Genomic DNA, 22,689 nt, shown 5'->3' on the forward strand with positions numbered 1-22,689 from the left:
GCTCGCGCCCTGACGGCCGTCGCCGGTGACGCGGCGCCGCGCCGGGATCTTGCCGTCGACGGTGGACACGTTTGCGAACTGCAGCATTTACGCGGCCCCCAGGTAGGCTTTGATCACTTCAGGATTGTCGCGGATCTGTTCCGGCGTGCCGTCGGCCAGGGGCGTGCCCTGGTTGATCACGAAGATGTGGTCGGAAATGCTCATGACCAGTTTCATGTCGTGTTCGATCAGCAGCACGGTCACATCATGCTCTTCACGCAGGATGCCGATCAGTGCCTTGAGGTCTTCGGTTTCCCGCGGGTTGAGACCGGCAGCCGGTTCGTCGAGCATGAGGATCCGCGGGCGGGTCATCATGCAGCGAGCGATTTCCAGGCGACGTTGCTGACCGTAGGCCAGGGTGCCGGCCGGACGGTTGGCGAACTCCTTGAGGTTGACCTTTTCCAGCCAGTACTCGGCGTATTCCATGGCCTCGCGTTCGCTTCTGCGGAACGCGGGGGTCTTGAACAGACCGGCCAGGAAATTGGTGTTCAGGTGACGGTGTTGCGCGATCAAGAGGTTCTCGACCGCTGTCATTTCCTTGAACAGCCGCACGTTCTGGAAGGTGCGCACCACGCCTTTGAGAGCAATCTTGTGGCCCGGCAACCCTTGGATCTGCTCACCGTCCAGCACGATGCTGCCGGCGGTGGGCTGGTAGAAACCGGTCAGGCAGTTGAACACGGTGGTCTTGCCGGCGCCGTTGGGGCCGATCATCGATACCACTTGTTTCTCTTTAACGGTCAGGGCCACGCTGTTGACCGCCAACAGGCCGCCGAAGCGCATGCTCAGGTCAGTGACTTTCAGGATCTCACGGCTCATTTGCGCAGCTCCATGTGGGGGCGTTGCATCGGCAGCAGACCTTGTGGACGCCAGATCATCATCAGCACCATCAAGGCGCCGAACATCAACATGCGGTATTCACTGAACTCACGCATCATTTCCGGCAACAGGATCATCACCGTGGCGGCGAGGACGACGCCCAGTTGCGAGCCCATGCCGCCCAGCACCACGATGGCGAGGATGGTCGCCGATTCGATGAAGGTGAAGGACTCCGGTGTCACCAGGCCTTGGCGCGCGGCGAAGAAGCTACCGGCGAAACCGGCGAAGCAGGCACCGAGGGTGAAGGCCGACAGCTTGATGACCGTTGGATTGAGACCCAGTGCACGGCAGGCAATTTCGTCTTCACGCAGCGCTTCCCAGGCACGGCCCAGGGGCATGCGCAGCAAGCGGTTGATGACGAACAGCGCGAACAACGACAACAACACCGCGATCAGGTAAAGGAAGATCACCTTGTTGATCGAGTTGTATTCCAGGCCGAAGTACTCGTGGAAGGTCTGCAGACCTTCTGCGGCAGTTCTATCAAAGCTCAGCCCGAAAAGCGTGGGCTTGGGAATGTTGCTGATGCCGTTCGGGCCGCCGGTGAGGTCGGTCAGGTTACGCAGGAACAGACGGATGATTTCACCGAAACCCAAGGTCACGATTGCCAGGTAGTCACCGCGCAAACGCAGTACCGGGAAACCGAGCAGGAAGCCAAACGTGGCCGCCATCATCCCGGCGATCGGCAGGCAGATCCAGAAGCTCAGGCCGTAGTAGTGCGACAGCAGCGCGTAGCTGTAGGCGCCCACGGCGTAGAAGCCGACATAACCGAGATCGAGCAGGCCAGCCAGGCCGACCACGATGTTCAAGCCCAGGCCGAGCATCACGTAGATCAGCACCAGGGTGGCGATGTCCACCGCCCCGCGGGAGCCGAAGAACGGCCAGACCAGAGAACCGATGATCAACGCGATGATGATCCAGCGCTGGGTGGTCGGCAGGGTCAGGAAGTGACTGGCCTTGGCCGGCATCACCGGCAGGTTGGGCGAGGCTTTCCAGGCCGAGCTGATCTGCTGGTCGAACAGCACCCGCAGGAACATCAGCACCGAGCACACGGCGATGGTGATCAGCGTTGCAGTGCTGGTGCCATGGACTTCGAGGTTGATGCCGACAATGGTCAGTTTCAGACCCAGTACCGGGTAGGCAACCGCCCACACCAGCAAGGCGCTGAACAACGCCTGTTTAAGATTCCTAGTCATACTTTCTCAACCTCCGGACGGCCCAACAGGCCGGTTGGCCGGAACAACAACACCAGAACCAGTAGACCGAACGCCACGACGTCCTTGTACTGGTCGCCGAAGATATCGGCACCAAAGGCTTCCGCCACCCCAAGCACCAGCCCGCCGAGCATCGCGCCGGGGATGCTGCCGATACCGCCCAATACTGCTGCGGTGAAGGCTTTGAGGCCGACCAGGAAACCGGCGTTCGGGTTGATCACGCCGTACTGCATGCTTAGCAGCACGGCCGCGATGGCCGCCAGTGCCGCACCGATGACGAAGGTCAGGGCGATGATGTTGTTGGTGTTGATACCCAAGAGGTTGGCCATCTTGATGTCTTCGGCACAGGCGCGGCAGGCGCGGCCCAGGCGAGAACGGGAGATGAACAGCGTCAGGCCGAGCATGGCGACCAGGGTCACCACGAACACCACTATTTGCATGTAGGAAATCAGCACTTCATGTGCGCCACCTGGCCCGATGGCGAAGTTGCCAGGGATCAGGTTGGAGATGGATTTGTCCTTGGAGTCTTGCGCCAGCAGAACCGTGTTCTGCAGGAAGATCGACATGCCGATGGCGGAGATCAGCGGGATCAGACGGTTGCTGCCGCGCAGGGGGCGGTAGGCGATCCGTTCGATGCTGTAACCGTAGGCACTGGTCACGACGATGGTCGCGAGGAAAGCCGCGGTCATCAAGAGAGGGACACTGTCGAGTCCCAGCATGGCCAGCCCGGCGATGGCGATGAACGCCACGTAAGAGCCGATCATGTACACCTCGCCGTGGGCGAAGTTGATCATTCCAATGATGCCGTAAACCATCGTATAGCCGATGGCGATCAGGGCATACGTGCTGCCAATGGTCAGACCATTAACCAGCTGTTGGAAGAAGTGATAGATGTCAGGCATTACAGCGCTCCTAAAAACCTGATACGCATTTCACTGGTGGAGTCATTTTCCCGCTCGAGCCCCGTGGATCTGCATCCACTTCGAATTCGAGGTTTGCCAGCGAACCGCTGATGACGGTTTTGAGATTTTCAGGTGGGGAGACTGGCGGATCACGCCAGCGCGGCCCAATACGTTCGTAAAACAAAGCCCACGGCACGCCGTGGGCTTTATTGGCAGTCAGTCAGGCCAAGGCCTTACTGAGGCGAAACTTCAGTTTTAGGTTTGCCGAAGTGCCACTGGTAAACCACGAATTTGAAGTCCTTCAGGTCGCCCTTTTCGTCGAAAGACAGGTCGCCGGTCGGGGTTTTGAACGTGCCCTTGTGGATAGCTTCAGCCACTTTTGCGGTGTCTTCGCTCTTGGCGGCCTTGATGCCTTCGGCGATGACTTGCACAGCCGAGTAGGACGGGAACACGAACGGACCGCTCGGGTCTTCTTTCTTGGCTTTGAACGCGTCAGCCAGGGCGATGTTGGCCGGATCCTGGTCGAAGGATTTCGGCAGGGTCACCAGCAGCCCTTCGGAAGCTTCCTTGGCGATCTGCGAAATGGAGTCGTTACCCACGCCTTCCGGACCCATGAACTTGGCTTTCAGGCCTTTTTCCTGGGATTGACGCAGGAGCAGACCCAGCTCCGGGTGGTAACCGCCGTAGTAGACGAAGTCGACGTTGGCTTGCTTGAGCTTGGAGACCATCGAAGAGAAGTCTTTGTCGCCAGCGTTGATGCCTTCGAACACGGCAACCTTGACGCCTTTGCCTTCGAGGGTTTTCTTCACGGCGCTGGCGATGCCTTCACCGTATTGCTGTTTGTCGTGCAGCACAGCAACGATTTTCGGTTTGACGTGATCGGCAATGTAGTTACCGGCGGCAGGGCCCTGGGCGCTGTCCAGACCGATGGTGCGGAAGATCATTTTGTAGCCGCGAGCGGTGATGTCCGGGCTGGTGGCAGCCGGAGTGATCATGATCACGCCTTCGTCTTCGTAAATGTCCGAAGCCGGTTGAGTGGAGCTTGAGCACAGGTGACCCACCACGAACTTGACGCCGTCGTTGACGACTTTGTTCGCAACAGCAACCGCTTGTTTTGGATCGCAGGCGTCATCGTATTCAACGGCTTCGAGCTTCTTGCCGTCGACGCCGCCCTTGGCGTTGATTTGTTCGATGGCCATTTTGGAGCCACTGAACTGCATGTCGCCGTATTGGGCTACAGGGCCGGTTTTAGGGCCGGCGATGCCGATCTTGATGGTGTCAGCGGCGAACGAATGGCTGGCAACCCCGGCCAGAACCATAGCGGCAAACAGTTTTGAAATCTGCTTAGTAGCCTTAGTCATAGTGCTCCACTCTTACTGTTGTAGTTTTTATAGTCCTGGCGCCGTAGCAGCAGAACCGGGTCAGATATCGTTGATATCCTCCGGAAAATGCCCCCGGCAACTGTACCGGTACAGTGTAGAGCGCCGATTGTTAGCCTGGGAAGGCAGCGCCGGGGGGCAAAACCTGAGGGTGTCGCTTTATTGAAAGAAAAAGACAGAATCACGGCGGGATGTTAGCTGGCTAATACTTGGATTCAGCAGCATTCCCTGGCTTTCCTGCATTTCTCGATCGGTAACGCAATTGCATCCGGGTTTTTCTGGCGCAATACCGACGTTATCATTCACGTCGATTTTCATTGCGGACAGAAACCCATGACTCAAGAACCTAGCACCCTCTATGCCAAGCTGCTTGGTGAGACCGCATCTATTACCTGGAAAGAGTTGGAGCCGTTCTTTGCCAGGGGTGCCCTATTGTGGGTCGATCCAGGCCTGGATTTGATCGCTGTGGCAGAAGCGGTGGCAACCGATGAAGGCGAGAAAGTCGCTGCCTGGCTGGCCGCCGACAAGGTCGCCAAGCTGTCTGAAACGCGGGCGCTGGATCTTTTCGAGCGCGATCCCGAGCTGTGGGCCGTGGTGGTTTCACCGTGGATTCTGATCCAGGAAAGGGCGACGAGCTGAACGCTTGCACTTAATTGGTGCGCTGCGCTGCCGGTTAAAAGTGTGTAGCCGAGTAGCGTGATGGCATGTTGCCGTAGAGAAAGGCCACAGAAGGGTCTTGGCGAGGGTGACGTAAACGTAACGGGAACAGTTTATTGAGCAGCCGATTGGCTGCTTAATTGTTTCTGGATGTTGGTAAGTCAGTGGCTGATGCGGTGAATGTCAGGCCGCTTTCGCGAGCAGCGCGCTCCCACATTTAACCGTGTTCCTCCAGAAGGAATGCGATCAAATGTGGGAGCGGGCTTGCTCGCGAATGGCGGCGCCGCCGATTAAGCGGTTTTACCGGTATGGTTATTCAAAGAAATAACCTTGGTCTTGCCAATCCGGTGACGGTAAATCTCTCGCAGATACTTGATCGCCTTCTTCACGCAATCCCGAGACAAACGAATGTCATTGATCGAGACAAACTTGTCCTTGTCGTTGATCAGCTCACGGTACTTTTTCTCGTACATCGGTTTGATCGCGTACCAGTTGGTATCGAGGATTTTCGCCGGGTTTTCGAATTCGTTGAGCAGTTCATCGATCCGGTCTTCGTCGAAGTCTTCGTTGATGATGAAGTCCAGGATCGAGTTGTCCAGCGTCTCGTCGAAGCGGTAGGGGTTTTTCGCGAAGCAGCGCTTGATGAAGGCCACGATCAGGGTCAAAAAGTCGTCCGACAGGCACGGGCTCTTGGCGATGAGGGTGGTCAGCGACAAGTTGGCCGAGGCGCCGATTACCAGCGCATAACGCTTGAGCGTGGTGTTGGGGAACAGGCTGTTGAGGTGGGTCTTCAGCCTGTTCAGGTCCATGTAGGACAGCTTGTAGTCCTTGGGCAAGGACACAATCGACACCACCGACGAGCAGTTCTTGAAGAAGTGCAGGTCGTGCAACGCGGCCGCGTCATAGCCCGAGTTCTTGTACTGCTCAAGCGAGGCGCGATAGCGCTTGGACTCGATCGGCAACAGGCTGATGCCTTCGATTGCCTGCGTGACCTTGTTGAAGTGCGGCAGGTCGATGGAGCGGAAGAACAGGTCGTCGATGTTCAGGCGTTGCGGCTCTTTTTCGAACACCTTGAACTTGTCGCTGCTCGGTGGCGGGGTTTCCGGCACCACGGACTCGGCGTAGGCAATCGCCACGGGGCCGGCCAGGCTCATGAACAGGTCGTTGGCGTCCAGGCGAATGGTTTCGCCGATGTCGATGCCGGCGCGACGGAAATAGTTCTGGTCGTAGTCGGTGGTTACCGCCTGCGCTGTCAGAATGTTGAAGATCTGCTGTGAGATGTACTGGTTGGCGTGCTTTTCCATGGCATTGACATCAATGTTCTGGATGTTGCCGTCATCGCTTTCTTCGGCGTAACGCATGATGTCGTTGGAGATCAGCATCATCGCGTTCCATGGGCGGATACGGCCCATGACGCTGGCTTCGCTACTGTCTTCGTTGGCGAAGTTGTAGGAGAAGTCCCACTCTTCCGACAGGTATTTGCACAACAAGCGACCGGCGTTGATGTGCAGCGCCTCGGACATTTCGCTGCGGTGATCGGAAATATTGGGCAGTACGCAAATGCCGCTGGTGAAGATCGGTTCGAAGACGAAGGAATGACCGCTCTTGCTGTCGTGCTCGTCCATCGGCTTGGTGTCGAATGTCTTGTTCATGTACGAGTGCTGCTGGGCCAGGCCGAACTCCGAGGCCATGCGCGAACCGGTACCGCCGCCGGCACTGAAGATCGAGAAATACAGGCGCGACTGGTTGGCCTTGATGCCGCAACTGTCGATCAGGTACGAGTGAATCATCTTCCAGTCAGGGCTGGAGAAGCGCTGGGTGTCCTTGTTCAGGATGATCTTGGCCAGGTACTGGCCGAGGATCGGCGCGTTACCGGCGCCACCGGCGTGGACTTCCGACAAGTCCATGATTTTCATTTTGCTGTAGTCGCGCAAAAAGCCGCTTTTTTCGCCCTTGCGCGAGAAACGGATGCGACCGGCGATGTCCTTGTCCAGGTCGCCGAGCATCACCAGCGGCTCGACCAGAAACACCGGTTTGCTGGCCTTGTTCGTCCCCAGGCGCAGGTTGTTGCGGATCCATTGCGCCGGGCTGTAGCCCTTTTCGGCGTAGCGTTTGTCCGGCGACAGACGGTCTTCGTTGTTGAATTCGTTGAGGTAGAACTTGCGGGCGTTGTACACCAGCTCCGCGACGTCCAGTGCGATGTTCGAACCACAGCGGCCCAGGCCGATCAGGCACACCGAAGGGAATTCCTGATCGCTGTGCTGTTCGTTGTCGCCTTCCAGATGGGGCGGGCGCGGGAACACCAAGTCGCGCAGGCCGTCGAGGTTGTCGAGGATGCGGTCGGTATTGGTTTCGGTGAAGTACAGGTATTGCTGAGTCGCCAGCGGACGCGACGGGGTCAATGGCTTCGACGCTGAGGGGCTGTTCGCCGCGGGGCTCAGGGTCAGGTCGGATACCGCGGTGGCCGGATTATTTTTAGAAGTCATTGTGCGCCATATACCTGGACTGGTCGGCTCGGCGACAAGTGTCATCGAGTCATCACGGAATGAGATCTCGCGTCTTTTTGCAGCGCGAATGTAGCCCAAGCGTCAGGGTCTTGGCCTGTGCGTCGCTCGGGGGAATCCTTTCCTTAATCATGATGAATCGGCCAATATTCGATGATCTTTAATCAAAAGGAGGCTAAATGATGGCAACGTTGCCAGCGCTGGGGTTTGCCGGAATCGGTTTGATGGGCTTGCCAATGTGCCGACGCCTGTTGGCGGCGGGTTATCCGCTGACGGTGTGGAACCGTAACCCTGACAAGTGCGCAGTGCTGGTCGAGGCCGGCGCGCGGCAAGTGGCGACACCGGCCGAACTGTGCCGACACGCGGACCTGGTGATGTTGTGCTTGGCCGACACAGTTGTTGTACGTGAGGTGGTGTTTGGCGCGGCAGGCGTTGCCGAGGGGGCGAAAAGCGGCCAGCTACTGGTGGATTTTTCCAGCCTGGAGCCCACCGCGACGCGGGAAATGGCGAACTCATTGGCCAGTAAAACTGGTATGAGTTGGCTCGATGCGCCGGTCTCCGGCGGGGTGGTCGGCGCCGAGGCCGGCAGCCTGGCGATCATGGTCGGTGGCGAGGCGGCAGACCTTGAGCGCGTGCGGCCGGTGTTGTTGACCCTTGGCCAGCGTGTGACCCACATGGGCGCCGTCGGTGCGGGGCAGGTGACCAAGGCCTGCAATCAGATGATCGTGGCGTGCAATGCCCTGGTCATTGCCGAAGTGGTGGCCTTGGCCGAGCGTTCCGGGGTCGACGCCCGCTTGATCGCCGAGGCGCTCGCCGGTGGCTTCGCCGATTCAAAACCGCTGCAGATTCTTGCGCCGCAAATGGCCGACAGCCGTTTCGAACCGGTGAAGTGGCACGTACGCACGCTGCTCAAGGATCTGGACACCGCCGTGAAATTTTCCCGCGAACAGGGTTCGGCCACACCGATCAGCGGATTGGCCGCACAACTGATGCGCCTCCATGGGGGGCAGGGCTTCCTTGAAAAGGATCCGTCGACGCTAGTGCAGTTATACCGCGAGCCAGACTCAAAGGATTGAAGGTGTGCATGTGCTTGCGCTGATTGATTTCGGCCAGCACTGGACGCAGCTCGGCCAGCGGTACCGGATGGCTGAGCAGGTAGCCCTGAACGAAATCGCAGCCATGGCGTTCGAGAAAGTCGTATTGCTCGAAGGTTTCGACGCCTTCGGTGACGACCTGCAAATGCAGGGTATGGGCCATGACGATAATGGCCTGGACGATTTCCATGTCCTGGGTGGCCTTGGGAATGTCCTGAATAAACGAGCGGTCGATCTTCAACGTATTTAATGGCAGGCGCCTGAGGTAGGCCAGGGATGAATAGCCGGTGCCGAAGTCATCGATCGACAACGAGACCCCGAGGGCGCGAATCTGGCGCAGCAACACCAGGGTGTTGCTGATATTGCCCATCAGCGCATTCTCGGTGACTTCCAGTTCCAGCCGGTGTGGTGCCACCCCGAAGGCGTGCAGGGCGTGTTCGATTTCATTGGCCAGTTCTTCTCGCGCCAGGTTCAGGGGCGAGCAATTCACCGCGATTTTGAGTTCTTCGCAATCGTGGCGGGACAGCTCGCCCAAGTCCTCGCAGGCCTTGCGCAGCACCCAGTTGTCCAGCTCGGCGATCAGGCCGTTCGCTTCGGCAATGGCGATGAACCGATCGGGCGTGAGCAATCCGTGAACCGGATGTTGCCAGCGAATCAGCGCTTCAAGTTTGGTGACCTGGCCGATTCTCAGGTCATAAATCGGTTGGTAATACAGCATCAACCCGGTGTCTTCGCGCAGGGCGTGACGCAGTTCTTCTTCGAGTTGCAACTCCAGGGTGGCTCGGGTTTTCAGGTTTGAACTGAAAAAATGCAGGGCATTACGACCGCAATCCTTGGACTGGTAGAGCGCCAGGTCGGCGTTTTTCAGCAGTTCTTCGCAGGTCTTGCCGTCTTCGGGAAACAGGCTGATGCCGATGCTGGTGGTCATGACCATGCGCCGTCCGGACAACTCGATGGGCTCCTTCATTTTCAGCATGATGCGCTGGGCCATTTGCCGCGCTTCTTCACGGTCATACAGGGTGATCAGGATGCAGAATTCGTCGCCTCCGAAGCGCGCCACCACGTCTTCATGGCTGCGCACTGCAGCCTTGATGTGGCTGGCCAGAACTTTAAGCAATTCGTCACCGGCGTCATGGCCGAGGCTGTCATTGATCCGCTTGAAATGGTCGATGTCGAGGAACATCACCGCCAGCATGCCGCCTTCATTGGTTTTCTCAATGAGTTTCTCGGCGAAGATCTGGTTGAAGCCTCGTCGGTTGATCAGGTTGGTCAAGGGGTCGTAATGCGCCACCTGTTGCAGCGACATGCGTGCCTGATCCAGTTGGCTGAGCAGGGCGTTGACCCGTTGCAGGTCATGCTCTTTGTGTTGCAGTTTCTTGTCCGCCCATGCAGCGCTGATGCCGCTGCCGATGATCAGCAGCGTCATTACCGCTACCGTCAGCCCCAGTTGCAGGTGGTTGTTGTCGCTGGGCAGGGGCTCAAGGCTGCCAACGGGCAGCACCAGGCTGAATGCCGCCATGCCGGTGAAATGCATGCTCACGATGCCGGCTCCGAGCACCAGGCTGGCGGTGTATTTGAGCAATTGATGAAACACGCCGGCGCCATCGCGCAGGTGACTGGAAATCAACAGGGCGGCCAGGCTGGCCCCGATGGCGATTACAATGGAAAGCACGAACAGCACGGGTTGGTAGTAGGCCATCGCATTCGAGCGCAGGGCGGCCATGCCCACGTAATGCATGGTTGCGATGCCCAGGCCAATCCACACTGCGGCCCGCAGGTATTGCCAGAAATTCAGCTGCGGATGACTGAGGGTGTGCATGGCCAGCCACGAGGCGGTCAGGGCGAACAACAGCGAGAGCAGGGTAGTGGGCAAGTGGTAATGGATTTCGATCGGCGCCTGGAACGCCAGCATGCTGATGAAATGCATGGCCCAGATACCGCCCGCCAGACACCCGGCACCGACCCAGCGCCAGAGTCGTTGGGAGGCAGGTTTTTCCACATGGCCGACTCGCTCGGTCATGCCCAGCGTGGCGAAACCGGTCGCGCAAGCCACTAGATAGGCCAGCAACACCAAAAACGGGTTATGGGTGCAATCGAGTATGACCTGTCCGCTCTCTGGCAGCCCGGTCATGAAATGCAAACCAAGCCACTCCATAGCATGCCCCATCTCTGAATCATCCTGGCCTGCGCCATGCGCGCTGGCGAATGCTTGCAGTATAGAGGCCTTGCACGGAGCGCAAGAGGTGATGGCACGGTGACGCCAATAATTTTGGTATTAGCGTGATAGCGATTGGCGCTAAGTCTCAAGCGCTCCGTTCATAAGGCATTTCGAACTCCGGTTGCAGGGCTGGCAACCCGAACGCGGCCCGGGCCGCGTCGCAATCCACGTTCACCTCACCATTGGCCCATGAGGCGTCGAACTCCCGGCAGGTGCTGGAGCGCTGATCGTAAATCGAGCACTGCACGGTGCTGCCCACCTCACCCACCAGCCCGACGCAGCGGGTCGGTTTGCAGTCTGTGCCGAGCATGGCCACCCGGCTGGGACTGATGGGCGCGACCAGTTCATCGGGCACCGTCCCCCCTGCCGAGATGCATTCACCCCAGAAAAAAGACACGCGAAAATGAGAACAGCAGGCACCGCAATTCAGACACGGACTGGCTTCGGACATGGGCGATAGTCAAAGAGGGATGGGGGACACGGTGGGCAGACAAGGCCGCTATTCTAGGCTTTGCCTTGGGCTTGGGAAGGGGGGGACAGAGGTATTTTTCAATGGTCGGTCGGGTCATGGAAAACACCGCCATTCCCCTGTGGGAGCGGGCTTGCTCGCGAAGGCGGCGTGTCAGTCGGCATCATCGTAGGCCGGTACACCGCCTTCGCGAGCAAGCCCGCTCCCACAAGGTATTGTGGCGTTTGGGAGGGGGCGGTTGCCATGGGCTGATATCAGGCTGGCGAATGATGACAGACACGCCGCGCGCGCCTGACTAGATTGCAGTTTCCGGGGGCAGCGACGCCTTCATAACAATAAAAGAGACGGACCCATGCAGAACTCGACCCAAGCGGCGAATGCCTGGCGCATTCTGTTCCTGCTGTTCCTGGCCAACCTGTTCAACTTCTTCGATCGCACCATCCCGGCCATCATCATCGAGCCGATCCGCATGGAATGGCACCTCAGCGACTTTCAACTGGGGATCATCGGCACCGCATTCACCATCGTTTACGCCATTGCCGGCCTGCCCCTTGGGCGATTGGCCGATACCGGTTCGCGCAGCAAACTGATGGGCTGGGGCCTGGCAACATGGAGCGGGCTGACTGCGGTCAACGGGCTGGTGGGCAGTTTCTGGAGTTTCCTGATCGTGCGCATGGGCATCGGCATCGGTGAAGCCAGTTACGCGCCGGCCGCCAACTCGCTGATCGGCGATTTGTTCCCGGCTCATCGTCGGGCTCGGGCCATGGGCATTTTCATGCTGGGTCTTCCGCTGGGGTTACTGCTGGCGTTCTTCACCATCGGCTGGATGGTCAAGACGTTCGACAGCTGGCGCGCGCCGTTCTTTATCGCGGCGGTGCCGGGGCTGATCCTGGCGGTGTTCATGTTCTTCATCAAAGAGCCAAAACGCGGCGCGGCGGAAAGCGTGCAAGTGTCTCAGGAGCGCGTGGACCGGCCGATCCGTCGAGTGCTGGCGGTACCGACTTTCCTGTGGCTGGTCATGGCGGGGCTGTGTTTCAACTTCGCGACTTATGCCTGCAACTCGTTTCTGGTGCCGATGCTGCAGCGATATTTCCTGATGCCGTTGCAGGAGGCAGCGGTGGCGACCGGGGTGATCGTCGGGGTGACCGGGCTGTTCGGCCTGACGCTCGGCGGCTGGATCGCCGACAAGATTCACCAACGCGTGGCCAATGGGCGGCTGCTGTTCGCGGCGTTCAGCCTGATCATTTCGACCGTGTGTACCGCTTGGGCCCTGCACGCCGGACGCATCGAGATCGGGGTGTTTGTCGCGGTGTTCAGCCTGGGTTGGTTATTTGCTTACAACTTCTATACCTGCGTGTACACGGCGATTCAGGACGTGGTCGAACCGCGTTTGCGGGCCACGGCGATGGCGCTGTTCTTTGCCGGTCTGTATTTGCTGGGTGGGGGATTGGGGCCGGTGGTGGTTGGCGGATTGTCGGATCACTTCGCCCACAGCGCGATGCTCTCGGCTGGTGCCGAACAGATGACCGAGGCGTACAAAGCGGTCGGTCTGCATGACGCGATGTACCTGATTCCAGTGGCCCTGTTCTTTACCATGGTGTTTCTGTTTTTGGCCTCGCGGTGTTTTGTCAGGGATGCCAAGCGGATGAAGGAGGGGTTGGAGGCGGTGGTTGAGCCTGCGGGTTCTGCGGTGACTGCCTAATCGCCTTCGCGAGCAAGCCCGCTCCCACATTCGACCGAGTTCTTCCAGGGAAAATGCACTCGAATGTGGGAGCGGGCTTGCTCGCGAAGAGGCCATCAGCAACACCACAACAATCAAGCAGAAAAAAAGGCCCGCATCGCTGCGGGCCTTCTTGTTTCAGCGGTGGAGCAGGAGATTAACCCGCCACCAACACCCGAATCGCTTCCAGTCGCAGCGCAGCCTTGTCGAGCATGGCCAGGCCTTGCTCACGTTGCTTGCGCAGGGCAACCAGTTCGCTGTCGCGCACGGTCGGGTTGACCGCTTGCAACGCGGTCAGGCGTGCCAGTTCTTCGTCGGTATCCGCCGCCAGACGACGTTGCGCCTCGGCCACGCGTTCGGCGTGACGCGGGGTGATTTTCTCTTCGCCAGCGTTGATCCGTGGTGTCAGCTGGTCGCGCTGGGCCTGGATGAACTTGTTGGCGCTGGCGCGGGGCACGCTTTCCAGTTGATCGTTCAGGGTTTCGAACGACACCCGGGTCGACAGGTCGTTGCCGTTGGCATCGAGCAGGCAGCGCAGGGCGGCCGGCGGCAGGTAACGGCCCAGTTGCAGCGAGCGCGGAGCAACCACTTCGCTGACGTAGAGCAGTTCCAGCAACACGGTGCCCGGTTTCAGCGCCTTGTTCTTGATCAGCGCCACGGCGGTGTTGCCCATCGAGCCGGAAAGGACCAGGTCCATGCCGCCTTGAACCATCGGGTGTTCCCAGGTGATGAATTGCATGTCTTCGCGAGACAGCGCCTGGTTGCGGTCGTAGGTGATGGTCACGCCTTCGTCGTCGCCCAGCGGGAAGCTGGCGTCGAGCATTTTTTCGCTTGGCTTGAGGATCAGCGCGTTTTCCGAATGGTCTTCGCTGTCGATGCCAAAGGCGTCAAACAGGGTTTCCATGTAGATCGGCAGGGCGAACTGATCGTCTTGTTCGAGGATGTCCTCGACCAGCGCATCACCTTCGCCAGCGCCGCCGGAGTTGAGTTCCAGCAAGCGGTCGCGACCGGTGTGCAGTTCGGCTTCCAGACGCTCACGTTCGGTGCGGGCTTCGTCGATCAGCGCCTGCCACTCGCCATCGTCGGCGTTTTCCAGCAGCGGCAGCAGGCGCGGGCCGAACTGATGCTGCAAGGCGTTGCCGGTCGGGCAGGTGTTGAGGAACGCGTTCAGCGCCTCGTGATACCACTGGTACAGCCGCTCTTGCGGGCTGGTTTCCAGGTACGGCACGTGCAGCTCGATGATGTGCTTCTGACCGATCCGGTCGAGGCGACCGATACGCTGCTCCAGCAGGTCCGGGTGCGACGGCAGATCGAACAGCACCAGATGGTGCGAGAACTGGAAGTTGCGACCTTCACTGCCGATTTCCGAGCAGATCAGCACCTGCGCACCAAATTCTTCGTCGGCGAAGTAGGCGGCGGCGCGGTCACGCTCGAGGATGTTCATGCCTTCGTGGAAGACCGTGGCCGGAATGCCGGAACGTACGCGCAAGGCGTCTTCCAGGTCCATGGCGGTTTCGGCGTGGGCGCAGATCACCAGCACTTTGGTGCGCTTGAGCATTTTCAGGGTGTCGATCAGCCACTCGACACGCGGGTCAAATTTCCACCAGCGCTCTTCTTCGTTGGCGTCCGGCTGGGCCTGGAAGCTGACTTCCGGGTACAGCTCGGCGTGATCGCCCAATGGCAGTTCGAGGTATTCGGCCGGGCACGGCAGCGGGTACGGGTGCAGTTTGCGCTCCGGGAAACCCTGCACGGCGGCGCGGGTATTACGGAACAGCACGCGGCCGGTGCCATGACGGTCCAGCAGTTCGCGGACCAGACGGGCGCTGGCTTCGGTGTCGCCATCATTGACGGCGGTCAGCAGGGCTTCGCCTTCGTTGCCGAGGAAACCGTGGATAGTCTTGTGCGCTTCAGGCGACAGACGCCCTTTGTCCAGCAGCTCCTGAACGGCTTCGGCCACCGGGCGATAGTTTTCGCTCTCGGCGCGGAAGGCGTGCAGGTCATGGAAACGGTTCGGGTCGAGCAGGCGCAGACGCGCGAAGTGACTGTCCTGACCCAGTTGTTCCGGAGTCGCGGTCAGCAGCAAGACGCCGGGAATGACTTCGGCCAGTTGCTCCACCAGCGAATACTGAGGGCTGACCTGATCTTCGTGCCACACCAGGTGGTGCGCTTCGTCGACCACCAGCAAATCCCAGCCGGCCGCGAACAACGCGTCCTGGGCCTTCTCGTCATCTACCAGCCATTCGAGTGCAACCAGTGCGAGCTGGGTGTCTTCGAACGGGTTGGCGGCATCGCTTTCGATGAAGCGTTCTTCGTCGAACAGCGCGACTTGCAGGTTGAAACGGCGGCGCATCTCCACCAGCCACTGGTGCTGGAGGTTTTCCGGCACCAGGATCAATACGCGACTGGCGCGGCCCGAAAGCAGTTGGCGATGGATCACCAGACCGGCTTCGATGGTCTTGCCCAGGCCCACTTCGTCTGCCAGCAGAACCCGCGGCGCGATGCGGTCGGCGACTTCACGGGCAATGTGCAACTGGTGCGCGATCGGTTGCGCACGCACGCCGCCCAGGCCCCAGAGCGAGGACTGCAATTGGCGGCTGGTGTGTTCCAGGGTGTTGTATCGCAGGGAGAACCAGGCGAGCGGGTCGATCTGTCCGGCGAACAGACGGTCGCTGGCCAGACGGAACTGAATGAAGTTCGATAGCTGGGTTTCCGGAAGCGTGACCACTTCGTTCTGCGCGTTGAGGCCGTGGTAGACCAGCAGGCCATCGACGTCGTCGACCTCCTGGACGGTCAGCTTCCAGCCTTCGAAGTGAGTGATGCTGTCACCCGGCGAAAACCGCACGCGGGTGAGGGGCGCATTCCGTAGCGCGTACTGGCGAGTCTCGCCAGTGGCCGGGTAGAGCACGGTCAACAAGCGGCCGTCCTGTGCCAGAACGGTGCCCAAACCCAGCTCGGCTTCGCTGTCACTGATCCAGCGTTGCCCCGGTTGATACTGCTGCGCCATGCTGCCTGACTCCCACCTTGAAAAAGCGGGCTATCTTAACGGAATGAGCCTTCAGGACCAAAGGATTACATGCGCGCGCTGATGGAGGAGGCGAACTTTTCGGGAGATGAAGATCAAAAGATCGCAGGCTGCGCCAACTCCTACGGTGCCAGGCGGGTCACAAGTTTGCGACCGATGGCTCAAGTCGCCATTCCCGCAGCCGACAGCCTGCAGACAGGAGACTAACAATATGCTGCCACCGATGCTCCCCTTGAGCGCCGTACCGATCACGTCACAGCAGGATCCGATTCGCCAGCGCCCGGATATTCCGCCCGTGGTGCCGGTGCAGGAAAGCTCCAACGAAAGCACCATCGACCTGCAAAAACGCGATCCGGAAGAGGCAGGCCTGCAGCTGCGCGAGGAACAGCGTCGGCAACAGGAGCGGGAGCGCCGCCGTCGTGAGGCCGATGAGGACCCTGAAGAACATCTGGCAATTCCCGGCAATGAGCTCAATGCCGACAACACCGTACCGGTGGTGCCGTTGATGGAGGATCAGCCGCGTCAGGGGTTGTGGGTCGATATCGAAATCTGAATGTCGGATCACTGGTCAGCGCCCGCGCCAGACCGCATTATTGGCGTAATCCTGTCGCCTTTACCGGCAGTTGAATTCATTTCCAAGCGATGCACTGAACGCCATGAGCCAAGATGACAAGCTGATCGACCTCAACACCGAACGCGCCAAGCGGGTTCATGACCTTAATGAAAAGCGCTTGAATGAAGTACGCCAGGCGTTCGAGCAGGCGATGCCGTTGGGCAAAGCGAAGAAAAAGCCGAAGAACAAACCGAAAAAGCGTTGAAACACCCTGCATCGGTTGATGCAGGTCAGTTATTTCCCTTCCTTTTACGCCCGTCTCGGGCGGCATTGATCCCGGTCAATTTTCTCTCCTGCCCAATTGGTTAACTTAGCCCCATCGCAACAGGGCAAGTGCAGGAGGCCAGTCATGTTTTTTGACAACGTGGTGATCGCCGGAGTGCTGACTGTCGGCCTCATGGTTCTGTTTTTTGCAGGGTTTGGATTTTTTATCTGGAAGGATTCGCATAAGCGGAAAAAACCGTAGGGTCTTTCTGGAGCAATGAGCACGCAAGGCATTTTGGGCGACTTCGGTCGCCCTTTTTTTTGCCTGCAAAAATCTGTCGGATGTACATAGAGCTACTGTGGGAGCGGGCTTGCTCGCGAAGGCGTCAGGTCAGCCAACATCAATGTTGAATGACACACCGCTTTCGCGAGCAAGCCCGCTCCCACATTTGATTTGTGGTGTCTTTTTGGAAGATTGCAATAAAAAAGGCGCGAACCTCACGGAACGCGCCTTTTTTGTGCCACTGCGTATCAGCTACCCAGTGCTTTCGACGCCAGCCAGAACAGGCCGGCCGACAGGGCCACGGTAGCTGGCAGGGTCAGGACCCAGGCCAGCAGGATGGTTCTGACGGTGCCGCCTTGCAGGCCGCTTTTGTTCGCGACCATGGTACCGGCTACGCCTGAAGACAGGACGTGGGTGGTGGAAACCGGCAGGCTGAAGATGTTCGCCGCGCCGATCATGCACGCTGTGGTGATCTGCGCCGACATGCCTTGGGCATAGGTCATGCCTTGCTTGCCGATTTTCTCGCCGATGGTCAGGACCACGCGTTTCCAACCGACCATGGTACCTAGGCCGAGGGCCAGGGCGACCGCCAGAATCACCCAGAACGGGGCATATTCGGTGGTGGTGGTCAGGTCCTTGCGCAGTTTGTCCAGGTCAGCCTTTTCACGGGCAGCGAGGCCTGGCAGCTTGGCGACTTTCTTCGCGGTGTCGTCCAGGCAGAGCAGGTAGCGACGTACTTCGATGCGGCTTTCCGACGGCAACGAATGGTAGTCGGCTACACCTTTAAGGGTGCCCAGCAGCGCTGAAATGGTCGGTTCGGTCTGTTGCGGGTTGCAACGGAATTTCTCCGGCAGATCGCCTTTCACGCTTTTGCCCAGTGCCAGGAACTCACCCAGGGATTCGCGGTTGCGCTCGTAGAACTGGCTCAGGTGCAGGGTCGCATCGCGAGTACGTTCGATCTGGTAGGTGGTGCTATTCAGGTCGAGAACGAACTGCGCCGGCACGATGCCGATCAGCACCAGCATGATCAGGCCGATACCTTTCTGGCCATCGTTCGAGCCGTGTACGAAGCTGACAGCCATCGCCGAAATCACCAGCACCAGACGGTTCCAGAATGGCGGGTGTTTCTTGTCGTCGATCTTGCGGCGCTGTTCCGGTGTCTTGTGCATCTTGGACAGCGGACGCCACCATTTAAGACTGATCAGCACCAGGGCTGCGATCAGGAAACCGGCCATTGGCGAGAACACCAGGGAGGCACCGATATCGATCGCCTTCTGCCAGTTCACGCCATCGGCCAACGGAATATCGTTGATCAGGGCGTTGGCCAGGCCGACACCGAGGATCGAACCGATCAGCGTATGAGAGCTGGAGGCGGGGATACCGAAATACCAGGTGCCCAGGTTCCAGGTGATGGCGGCGGCGAGCAACGAGAACACCATGGCCAGTCCGTGACCGGTGTTCACATTGATCAGCAGTTCTACCGGCAGCAAATGGACGATGGCATACGCCACGCCCACACCGCCCAGCAGCACGCCGAGGAAGTTGAACACACCGGAAAAGAACACCGCCAGATGAGGCGGCATGGCTTTGGTGTAGATAACAGTGGCCACCGCGTTTGCGGTGTCATGAAAGCCGTTGATGAACTCGAAGGCGAGGACAAAGGCCAGGGCGAGCAAGAGGCTCACAAGCACCCAAGCATCCAGTCCGCTGAATAAATCGATCATGAAGGTTTTCTGACCCGGTCGTAAGGGGGCGCGATTATGCCAGAAAAGATGGGTAATCGATGCACTAGCTGCTCATCGGTTACATTCTTCAACGAATTATTTTGTGGCAATCCCCCAGTCCCCAGGTTTTTTCAGGGTTTTACAAGTCATTGAATTCGCTTGCAAAGGCTGTAGCCACAAGGATTTCTCCCGGCAGGGCGAGAGGCTTGAACGCGTGTATGAAATATCTGAGAAGAAGGTCGGACAGGAGCCATTTACCTCATCCAATGGATGAGGGGACCGCCGCCCGCTTGTAGCGGGCGCGAAAAGCATCATCGATACAGCCCGCTTTTAACAGGTGTAGATGCAGGCTCTTGAAAGAATTCAAACCGAGGCAGTCATGGCTCTTCGGCTTTGAGTTCCTTTTCCATCTTCTGCAATTCCTGGGAGAAGGCCTGGTCCTGAACGGTGGCGCGTTTGCGCCAGGGTTTGCGTTCGGGTTCGGGCTGAGCGGCGTAGGTGGTGACTTCCCCGCCGTAAACTTCCTTGTAACGTTGTTCCTGGCGCTCAAGTTCCGCGCGCAGTTCGTCTTTCGTCACAGTGCTACCTGATTGAGTTGAGATTAATTCTGGTGAAACGCGCTGCATCGATTTATTGACCACGCTCGTTGAAGGGACAATGCCTGACACGGCATCGTTCCCTCGGAGCAATCAATTCGTCCTTGTTGCAGGCGGCCACGGCACCAGAGAAAAACAGCTGACGTAGCATCAGTCTCCTGTTTCAGCGAGCGCGTTGGCGGAGCATATGAAATGAGCGTCAGGCGCTTGCTGCGGACAGCGGCAATGGATATTGCGCTGCCGGTTGGCGAAATCGGCACGTAAAAAACCGGTCGCCACTGAGATGCATTATAGCGGTCGATCCGAAGAACACTATCTCTTGAGAGTTAAAAGTAGTTCCTCGTGTGTGATTGTTTTGTTACTCGCAAACTTTTACCGGTAACTACGGTGCCGTGATGCCAGTTACAGCGGTGACTTTCTGGCGCCATTAAGCCGAACGAATTAGTACACCGAAGCTCCTTTAAAACGTGACCGAAAATAACAAACATATTGCAGGGGGATGAAAGCAGTAGGGCTCACTATAAGCAACCACTGATTGCGATTATCGGCCCATGGTTCGATAATCGCCCAATCTTGGTGGCCGGTGGCTTGTGTATCAGACCGGGAGCCGCTTGTAATAGTCGCTGATCCGTGTGGGAAACAACCGATATGAACGATCAAATGCGCAATTCCTTCGCTTCAGTGGCACCGCCGATCGTTGCCTCGCCCGCCAAGCGAATCCAGGCGCTGACCGGTGACCCGGATTTCATGACCTCCCTGGCCCGTGGCTTGGCGGTGGTGCAAGCGTTCCAGGAGCGCAAGCGGCACCTGACCATTGCGCAGATCAGCCATCGCACGGAAATTCCCCGCGCCGCTGTGCGACGTTGCCTGCATACCCTGATCAAGCTCGGCTACGCCACCACCGACGGACGCACCTATTCGCTGTTGCCCAAAGTACTGACCCTGGGCCATGCCTATTTGTCGTCGACGCCATTGGCGGTTTCTGCCCAGCCGTATCTGGACCGCATGAGCGAGCAACTGCATGAGGCCTGCAACATGGCCACGCTGGAGGGCGATGACATTTTGTACATTGCACGCTCGGCGACCACCCAGCGGCTGATTTCCGTCGACCTTTCGGTGGGCGGGCGATTGCCGGCCTATTGCACGTCCATGGGCAGGATTCTTCTCGCCGCGCTGGACGACACGTCACTGCGTGAATACCTCGACCATGCAGAGCTGCAAGCCAAGACCAGTCGCACGTTGCATACCCCCGAGGCATTGCTCGAATGCCTGCAAGAGGTACGGCAGCAAGGCTGGTGCATCGTTGATCAGGAATTGGAGCAGGGCCTGCGCTCAATTGCCGTGCCGGTGTACGACGCGTCCGGCCAAGTGGTGGCGGCCTTAAACGTCAGCACCCACGCCGGCCGGGTCAGTCGCAACGAGTTGGAGCAACGTTTCTTGCCAGGCCTGTTAAGTGCCAGTCGTGACCTGAGCGCGCAACTCTTTGCCTAAGCTGTTCGATAAACGCACAGAGTCGCGTTTATCGAATTGACGCTCTTTCCCTTGGATCATTAATGTCGCGGCAGCGTCATCCGGCACTATGGGTCTTCAGTCAGTCGCCGGATCACGCCCCAATAATAATGAGAAGAGGCATCGTCATGCGCACGTTTCCCGACTGTCGCTGTTTCCATCGGTTTAGCTGCCGAAACCGGATTGCCTGATCCCGACCTCCTTTCTTGTCATAGCGTCAGCCCCGGCTGGCACCTGTTCGACTGCGTTCTTTGCGTGGAATAAAAATAATGAACCAGCCTCAGTCTGCTGTAGGAAACTGCCTCGACGTACAGTCCTTCATCAACACTCAACCCATTTCGCGCTACCAATGGCGGGTGGTGATTCTATGTTTCCTGATTGTTTTCCTCGATGGCCTCGACACCGCGGCCATGGGTTTTATCGCGCCGGCACTGTCCCAGGACTGGGGCATCGATCGCGCCAGTCTCGGCCCGGTGATGAGTGCGGCGTTGATCGGGATGGTCTTCGGCGCTTTGGGTTCCGGGCCATTGGCTGACCGCTTCGGGCGAAAAGTCGTACTGGTGGGCGCGGTGTTGGTGTTCGGCGCTTTCAGCCTGGCGTCGGCCTATAGCACCAACGTCGATCAACTGCTGGTACTGCGATTCCTCACCGGCCTGGGCCTGGGCGCCGGCATGCCGAACGCCACCACGCTGCTGTCCGAATACACCCCGGAGCGCAAAAAATCCCTGCTGGTGACCAGCATGTTCTGCGGCTTCAACCTTGGCATGGCCGGGGGCGGGTTCATCTCGGCCAAACTGATCCCGGCCTTCGGCTGGCACAGTCTGTTGATGATCGGCGGGATTCTGCCGTTGATCCTCGCTGTCGTCTTGCTGTTCTGGTTGCCGGAATCGGCACGTTACCTGGTGGTGCGCAATCGTGGCACGGACAAAGTGCGCAAGGCCTTGGCGCCGATCGACCCGACGGTGGTGGCTCAGGCTTCGAGCTTCAGCGTGCCGGAACAGAAAACCGTGAAGGCGCGCAATGTGTTTGCGGTGATCTTCTCCGGGACTTACAGCACTGGCACGTTGTTGCTGTGGCTGACGTACTTCATGGGCCTGGTGATCGTTTACCTGCTGACCAGTTGGTTGCCGACGCTGATGCGTGACAGCGGCGCGAGCATGGAGCAGGCGGCGTTCATTGGTGCGCTGTTCCAGTTCGGTGGGGTGTTGAGCGCAGTGGGTGTGGGCTGGGCGATGGACCGGTTCAATCCGCACAAGGTCATCGGCATTTTCTACTTATTCGCCGGGGTATTTGCCTACGCGGTAGGGCAGAGCCTGGGCAGCATCACATTGCTGGCAACCCTGGTGCTGGTAGCCGGGATGTGTGTCAACGGCGCGCAATCGGCGATGCCGTCGCTGGCGGCGCGGTTTTACCCGACTCAAGGGCGGGCAACCGGTGTGTCATGGATGCTCGGGATTGGCCGCTTCGGCGCGATCCTCGGTGCGTGGATGGGCGCAACGTTGCTGGGCCTGGGCTGGAACTTCGAACAGGTGCTGACGGCGCTGGTGATTCCGGCCGCATTGGCGACCACGGCGGTGGTGATCAAGGGCATGGTCAGCCATGCGGATGCGACCTGAGGGCAAGTTTCAGATTCTTCAGCGAGGCTGATGGCCTCTTCGCGGGCAAGCCT

The 22,689-nt window shown here is 58.9% G+C and carries 19 protein-coding genes; 8 read left to right on the forward strand and 11 right to left on the reverse strand.

Going from position 1 to position 22,689, the window contains the following annotated elements; genetic code table 11:
* Positions 1 to 87 precede the first annotated feature (87 nt).
* The 5 genes from livG to ACIPLA_RS10330 all read right to left on the reverse strand — a co-directional run bounded on the left by livG (position 88) and on the right by ACIPLA_RS10330 (position 4,713).
* Positions 88 to 855 (reverse strand): high-affinity branched-chain amino acid ABC transporter ATP-binding protein LivG, encoded by a 768-nt coding sequence (gene livG, locus ACIPLA_RS10310; protein ID WP_401173075.1) that lies wholly within the window; start codon positions 853 to 855, stop codon positions 88 to 90.
* A complete protein-coding gene (locus tag ACIPLA_RS10315; RefSeq protein ID WP_123499229.1) occupies positions 852 to 2,108 on the reverse strand; it encodes a high-affinity branched-chain amino acid ABC transporter permease LivM in 1,257 nt (418 codons plus the stop codon). Before ACIPLA_RS10315 ends, livG begins: the two co-directional genes overlap by 4 nt.
* On the reverse strand, positions 2,105 to 3,028 hold the full coding sequence (gene livH, locus ACIPLA_RS10320) for a high-affinity branched-chain amino acid ABC transporter permease LivH (protein ID WP_008074580.1): 924 nt from the start codon (positions 3,026 to 3,028) through the stop codon (positions 2,105 to 2,107). The genes ACIPLA_RS10315 and livH overlap by 4 nt, the downstream gene beginning before the upstream one ends.
* A gap of 233 nt (positions 3,029 to 3,261) precedes the next feature.
* Positions 3,262 to 4,389 carry a branched-chain amino acid ABC transporter substrate-binding protein gene (locus tag ACIPLA_RS10325; RefSeq protein ID WP_218398302.1) on the reverse strand — a complete coding sequence of 376 codons (1,128 nt, stop codon included), beginning with the start codon at positions 4,387 to 4,389 and terminating at the stop codon, positions 3,262 to 3,264.
* A 177-nt stretch (positions 4,390 to 4,566) separates the two neighbouring features.
* Positions 4,567 to 4,713, reverse strand: coding sequence for a hypothetical protein (locus ACIPLA_RS10330; RefSeq protein WP_157173008.1), 147 nt, complete (start codon positions 4,711 to 4,713; stop codon positions 4,567 to 4,569).
* A 27-nt stretch (positions 4,714 to 4,740) separates the two neighbouring features.
* On the opposite strand from ACIPLA_RS10330, the gene ACIPLA_RS10335 reads away from it, so the two are divergent.
* Complete coding sequence (locus ACIPLA_RS10335; protein ID WP_218398299.1) at positions 4,741 to 5,046, forward strand: DUF2288 domain-containing protein; 306 nt, start codon at positions 4,741 to 4,743, stop codon at positions 5,044 to 5,046.
* 308 nt (positions 5,047 to 5,354) lie between these two features.
* Here the strand turns inward: ACIPLA_RS10335 and ACIPLA_RS10340 are convergent, their stop codons facing one another.
* Positions 5,355 to 7,550, reverse strand: a complete 2,196-nt coding sequence (locus ACIPLA_RS10340; protein ID WP_401173076.1) for a hypothetical protein — start codon at positions 7,548 to 7,550, stop codon at positions 5,355 to 5,357.
* A gap of 197 nt (positions 7,551 to 7,747) precedes the next feature.
* On the opposite strand from ACIPLA_RS10340, the gene ACIPLA_RS10345 reads away from it, so the two are divergent.
* The gene (locus tag ACIPLA_RS10345) at positions 7,748 to 8,644 is read left to right on the forward strand and encodes an NAD(P)-dependent oxidoreductase (protein ID WP_218398293.1); all 897 of its coding nucleotides are present in this window, start codon (positions 7,748 to 7,750) and stop codon (positions 8,642 to 8,644) included.
* Here the strand turns inward: ACIPLA_RS10345 and ACIPLA_RS10350 are convergent.
* Positions 8,535 to 10,817 (reverse strand): bifunctional diguanylate cyclase/phosphodiesterase, encoded by a 2,283-nt coding sequence (locus ACIPLA_RS10350; RefSeq protein WP_218398580.1) that lies wholly within the window; start codon positions 10,815 to 10,817, stop codon positions 8,535 to 8,537. The genes ACIPLA_RS10345 and ACIPLA_RS10350 overlap by 110 nt on opposite strands.
* A gap of 148 nt (positions 10,818 to 10,965) precedes the next feature.
* The gene (locus ACIPLA_RS10355; RefSeq protein ID WP_033036882.1) at positions 10,966 to 11,331 is read right to left on the reverse strand and encodes a YkgJ family cysteine cluster protein; all 366 of its coding nucleotides are present in this window, start codon (positions 11,329 to 11,331) and stop codon (positions 10,966 to 10,968) included.
* A gap of 370 nt (positions 11,332 to 11,701) precedes the next feature.
* On the opposite strand from ACIPLA_RS10355, the gene ACIPLA_RS10360 reads away from it, so the two are divergent.
* Positions 11,702 to 13,051 (forward strand): MFS transporter, encoded by a 1,350-nt coding sequence (locus ACIPLA_RS10360; RefSeq protein WP_192344298.1) that lies wholly within the window; start codon positions 11,702 to 11,704, stop codon positions 13,049 to 13,051.
* 175 nt (positions 13,052 to 13,226) lie between these two features.
* On the opposite strand, the gene rapA is transcribed toward ACIPLA_RS10360, so the two are convergent.
* Positions 13,227 to 16,073 (reverse strand): RNA polymerase-associated protein RapA, encoded by a 2,847-nt coding sequence (gene rapA / locus ACIPLA_RS10365; RefSeq protein ID WP_218398289.1) that lies wholly within the window; start codon positions 16,071 to 16,073, stop codon positions 13,227 to 13,229.
* A gap of 229 nt (positions 16,074 to 16,302) precedes the next feature.
* Between rapA and ACIPLA_RS10370 the strand changes: the two genes are divergently transcribed.
* The 3 genes from ACIPLA_RS10370 to ccoM all read left to right on the forward strand — a co-directional run bounded on the left by ACIPLA_RS10370 (position 16,303) and on the right by ccoM (position 17,170).
* Complete coding sequence (locus tag ACIPLA_RS10370) at positions 16,303 to 16,644, forward strand: hypothetical protein (RefSeq protein ID WP_052966937.1); 342 nt, start codon at positions 16,303 to 16,305, stop codon at positions 16,642 to 16,644.
* Between the two features lie 103 nt (positions 16,645 to 16,747).
* Positions 16,748 to 16,909, forward strand: coding sequence for a hypothetical protein (locus ACIPLA_RS10375; protein ID WP_007906621.1), 162 nt, complete (start codon positions 16,748 to 16,750; stop codon positions 16,907 to 16,909).
* A 144-nt stretch (positions 16,910 to 17,053) separates the two neighbouring features.
* On the forward strand, positions 17,054 to 17,170 hold the full coding sequence (gene ccoM / locus ACIPLA_RS10380) for a cytochrome c oxidase subunit CcoM (protein ID WP_007906619.1): 117 nt from the start codon (positions 17,054 to 17,056) through the stop codon (positions 17,168 to 17,170).
* Between the two features lie 269 nt (positions 17,171 to 17,439).
* On the opposite strand, the gene ACIPLA_RS10385 is transcribed toward ccoM, so the two are convergent.
* On the reverse strand, positions 17,440 to 18,915 hold the full coding sequence (locus ACIPLA_RS10385) for an inorganic phosphate transporter (RefSeq protein ID WP_063342708.1): 1,476 nt from the start codon (positions 18,913 to 18,915) through the stop codon (positions 17,440 to 17,442).
* A 377-nt stretch (positions 18,916 to 19,292) separates the two neighbouring features.
* Positions 19,293 to 19,493, reverse strand: coding sequence for a hypothetical protein (locus ACIPLA_RS10390; protein WP_007903846.1), 201 nt, complete (start codon positions 19,491 to 19,493; stop codon positions 19,293 to 19,295).
* Positions 19,494 to 20,159: 666 nt separating this feature from the next.
* Between ACIPLA_RS10390 and pcaR the strand changes: the two genes are divergently transcribed.
* Positions 20,160 to 21,002, forward strand: coding sequence for a pca regulon transcriptional regulator PcaR (pcaR, locus tag ACIPLA_RS10395; RefSeq protein WP_008074568.1), 843 nt, complete (start codon positions 20,160 to 20,162; stop codon positions 21,000 to 21,002).
* Between the two features lie 287 nt (positions 21,003 to 21,289).
* Entirely contained in the window at positions 21,290 to 22,636 is a 1,347-nt protein-coding gene (locus tag ACIPLA_RS10400; protein WP_123499215.1) for an MFS transporter, read from the forward strand.
* Positions 22,637 to 22,689 lie beyond the last annotated feature (53 nt).

Origin of the sequence: Pseudomonas sp. NPDC086112, assembly GCF_044746425.1 — a bacterium.
Classification (GTDB): domain Bacteria; phylum Pseudomonadota; class Gammaproteobacteria; order Pseudomonadales; family Pseudomonadaceae; genus Aquipseudomonas.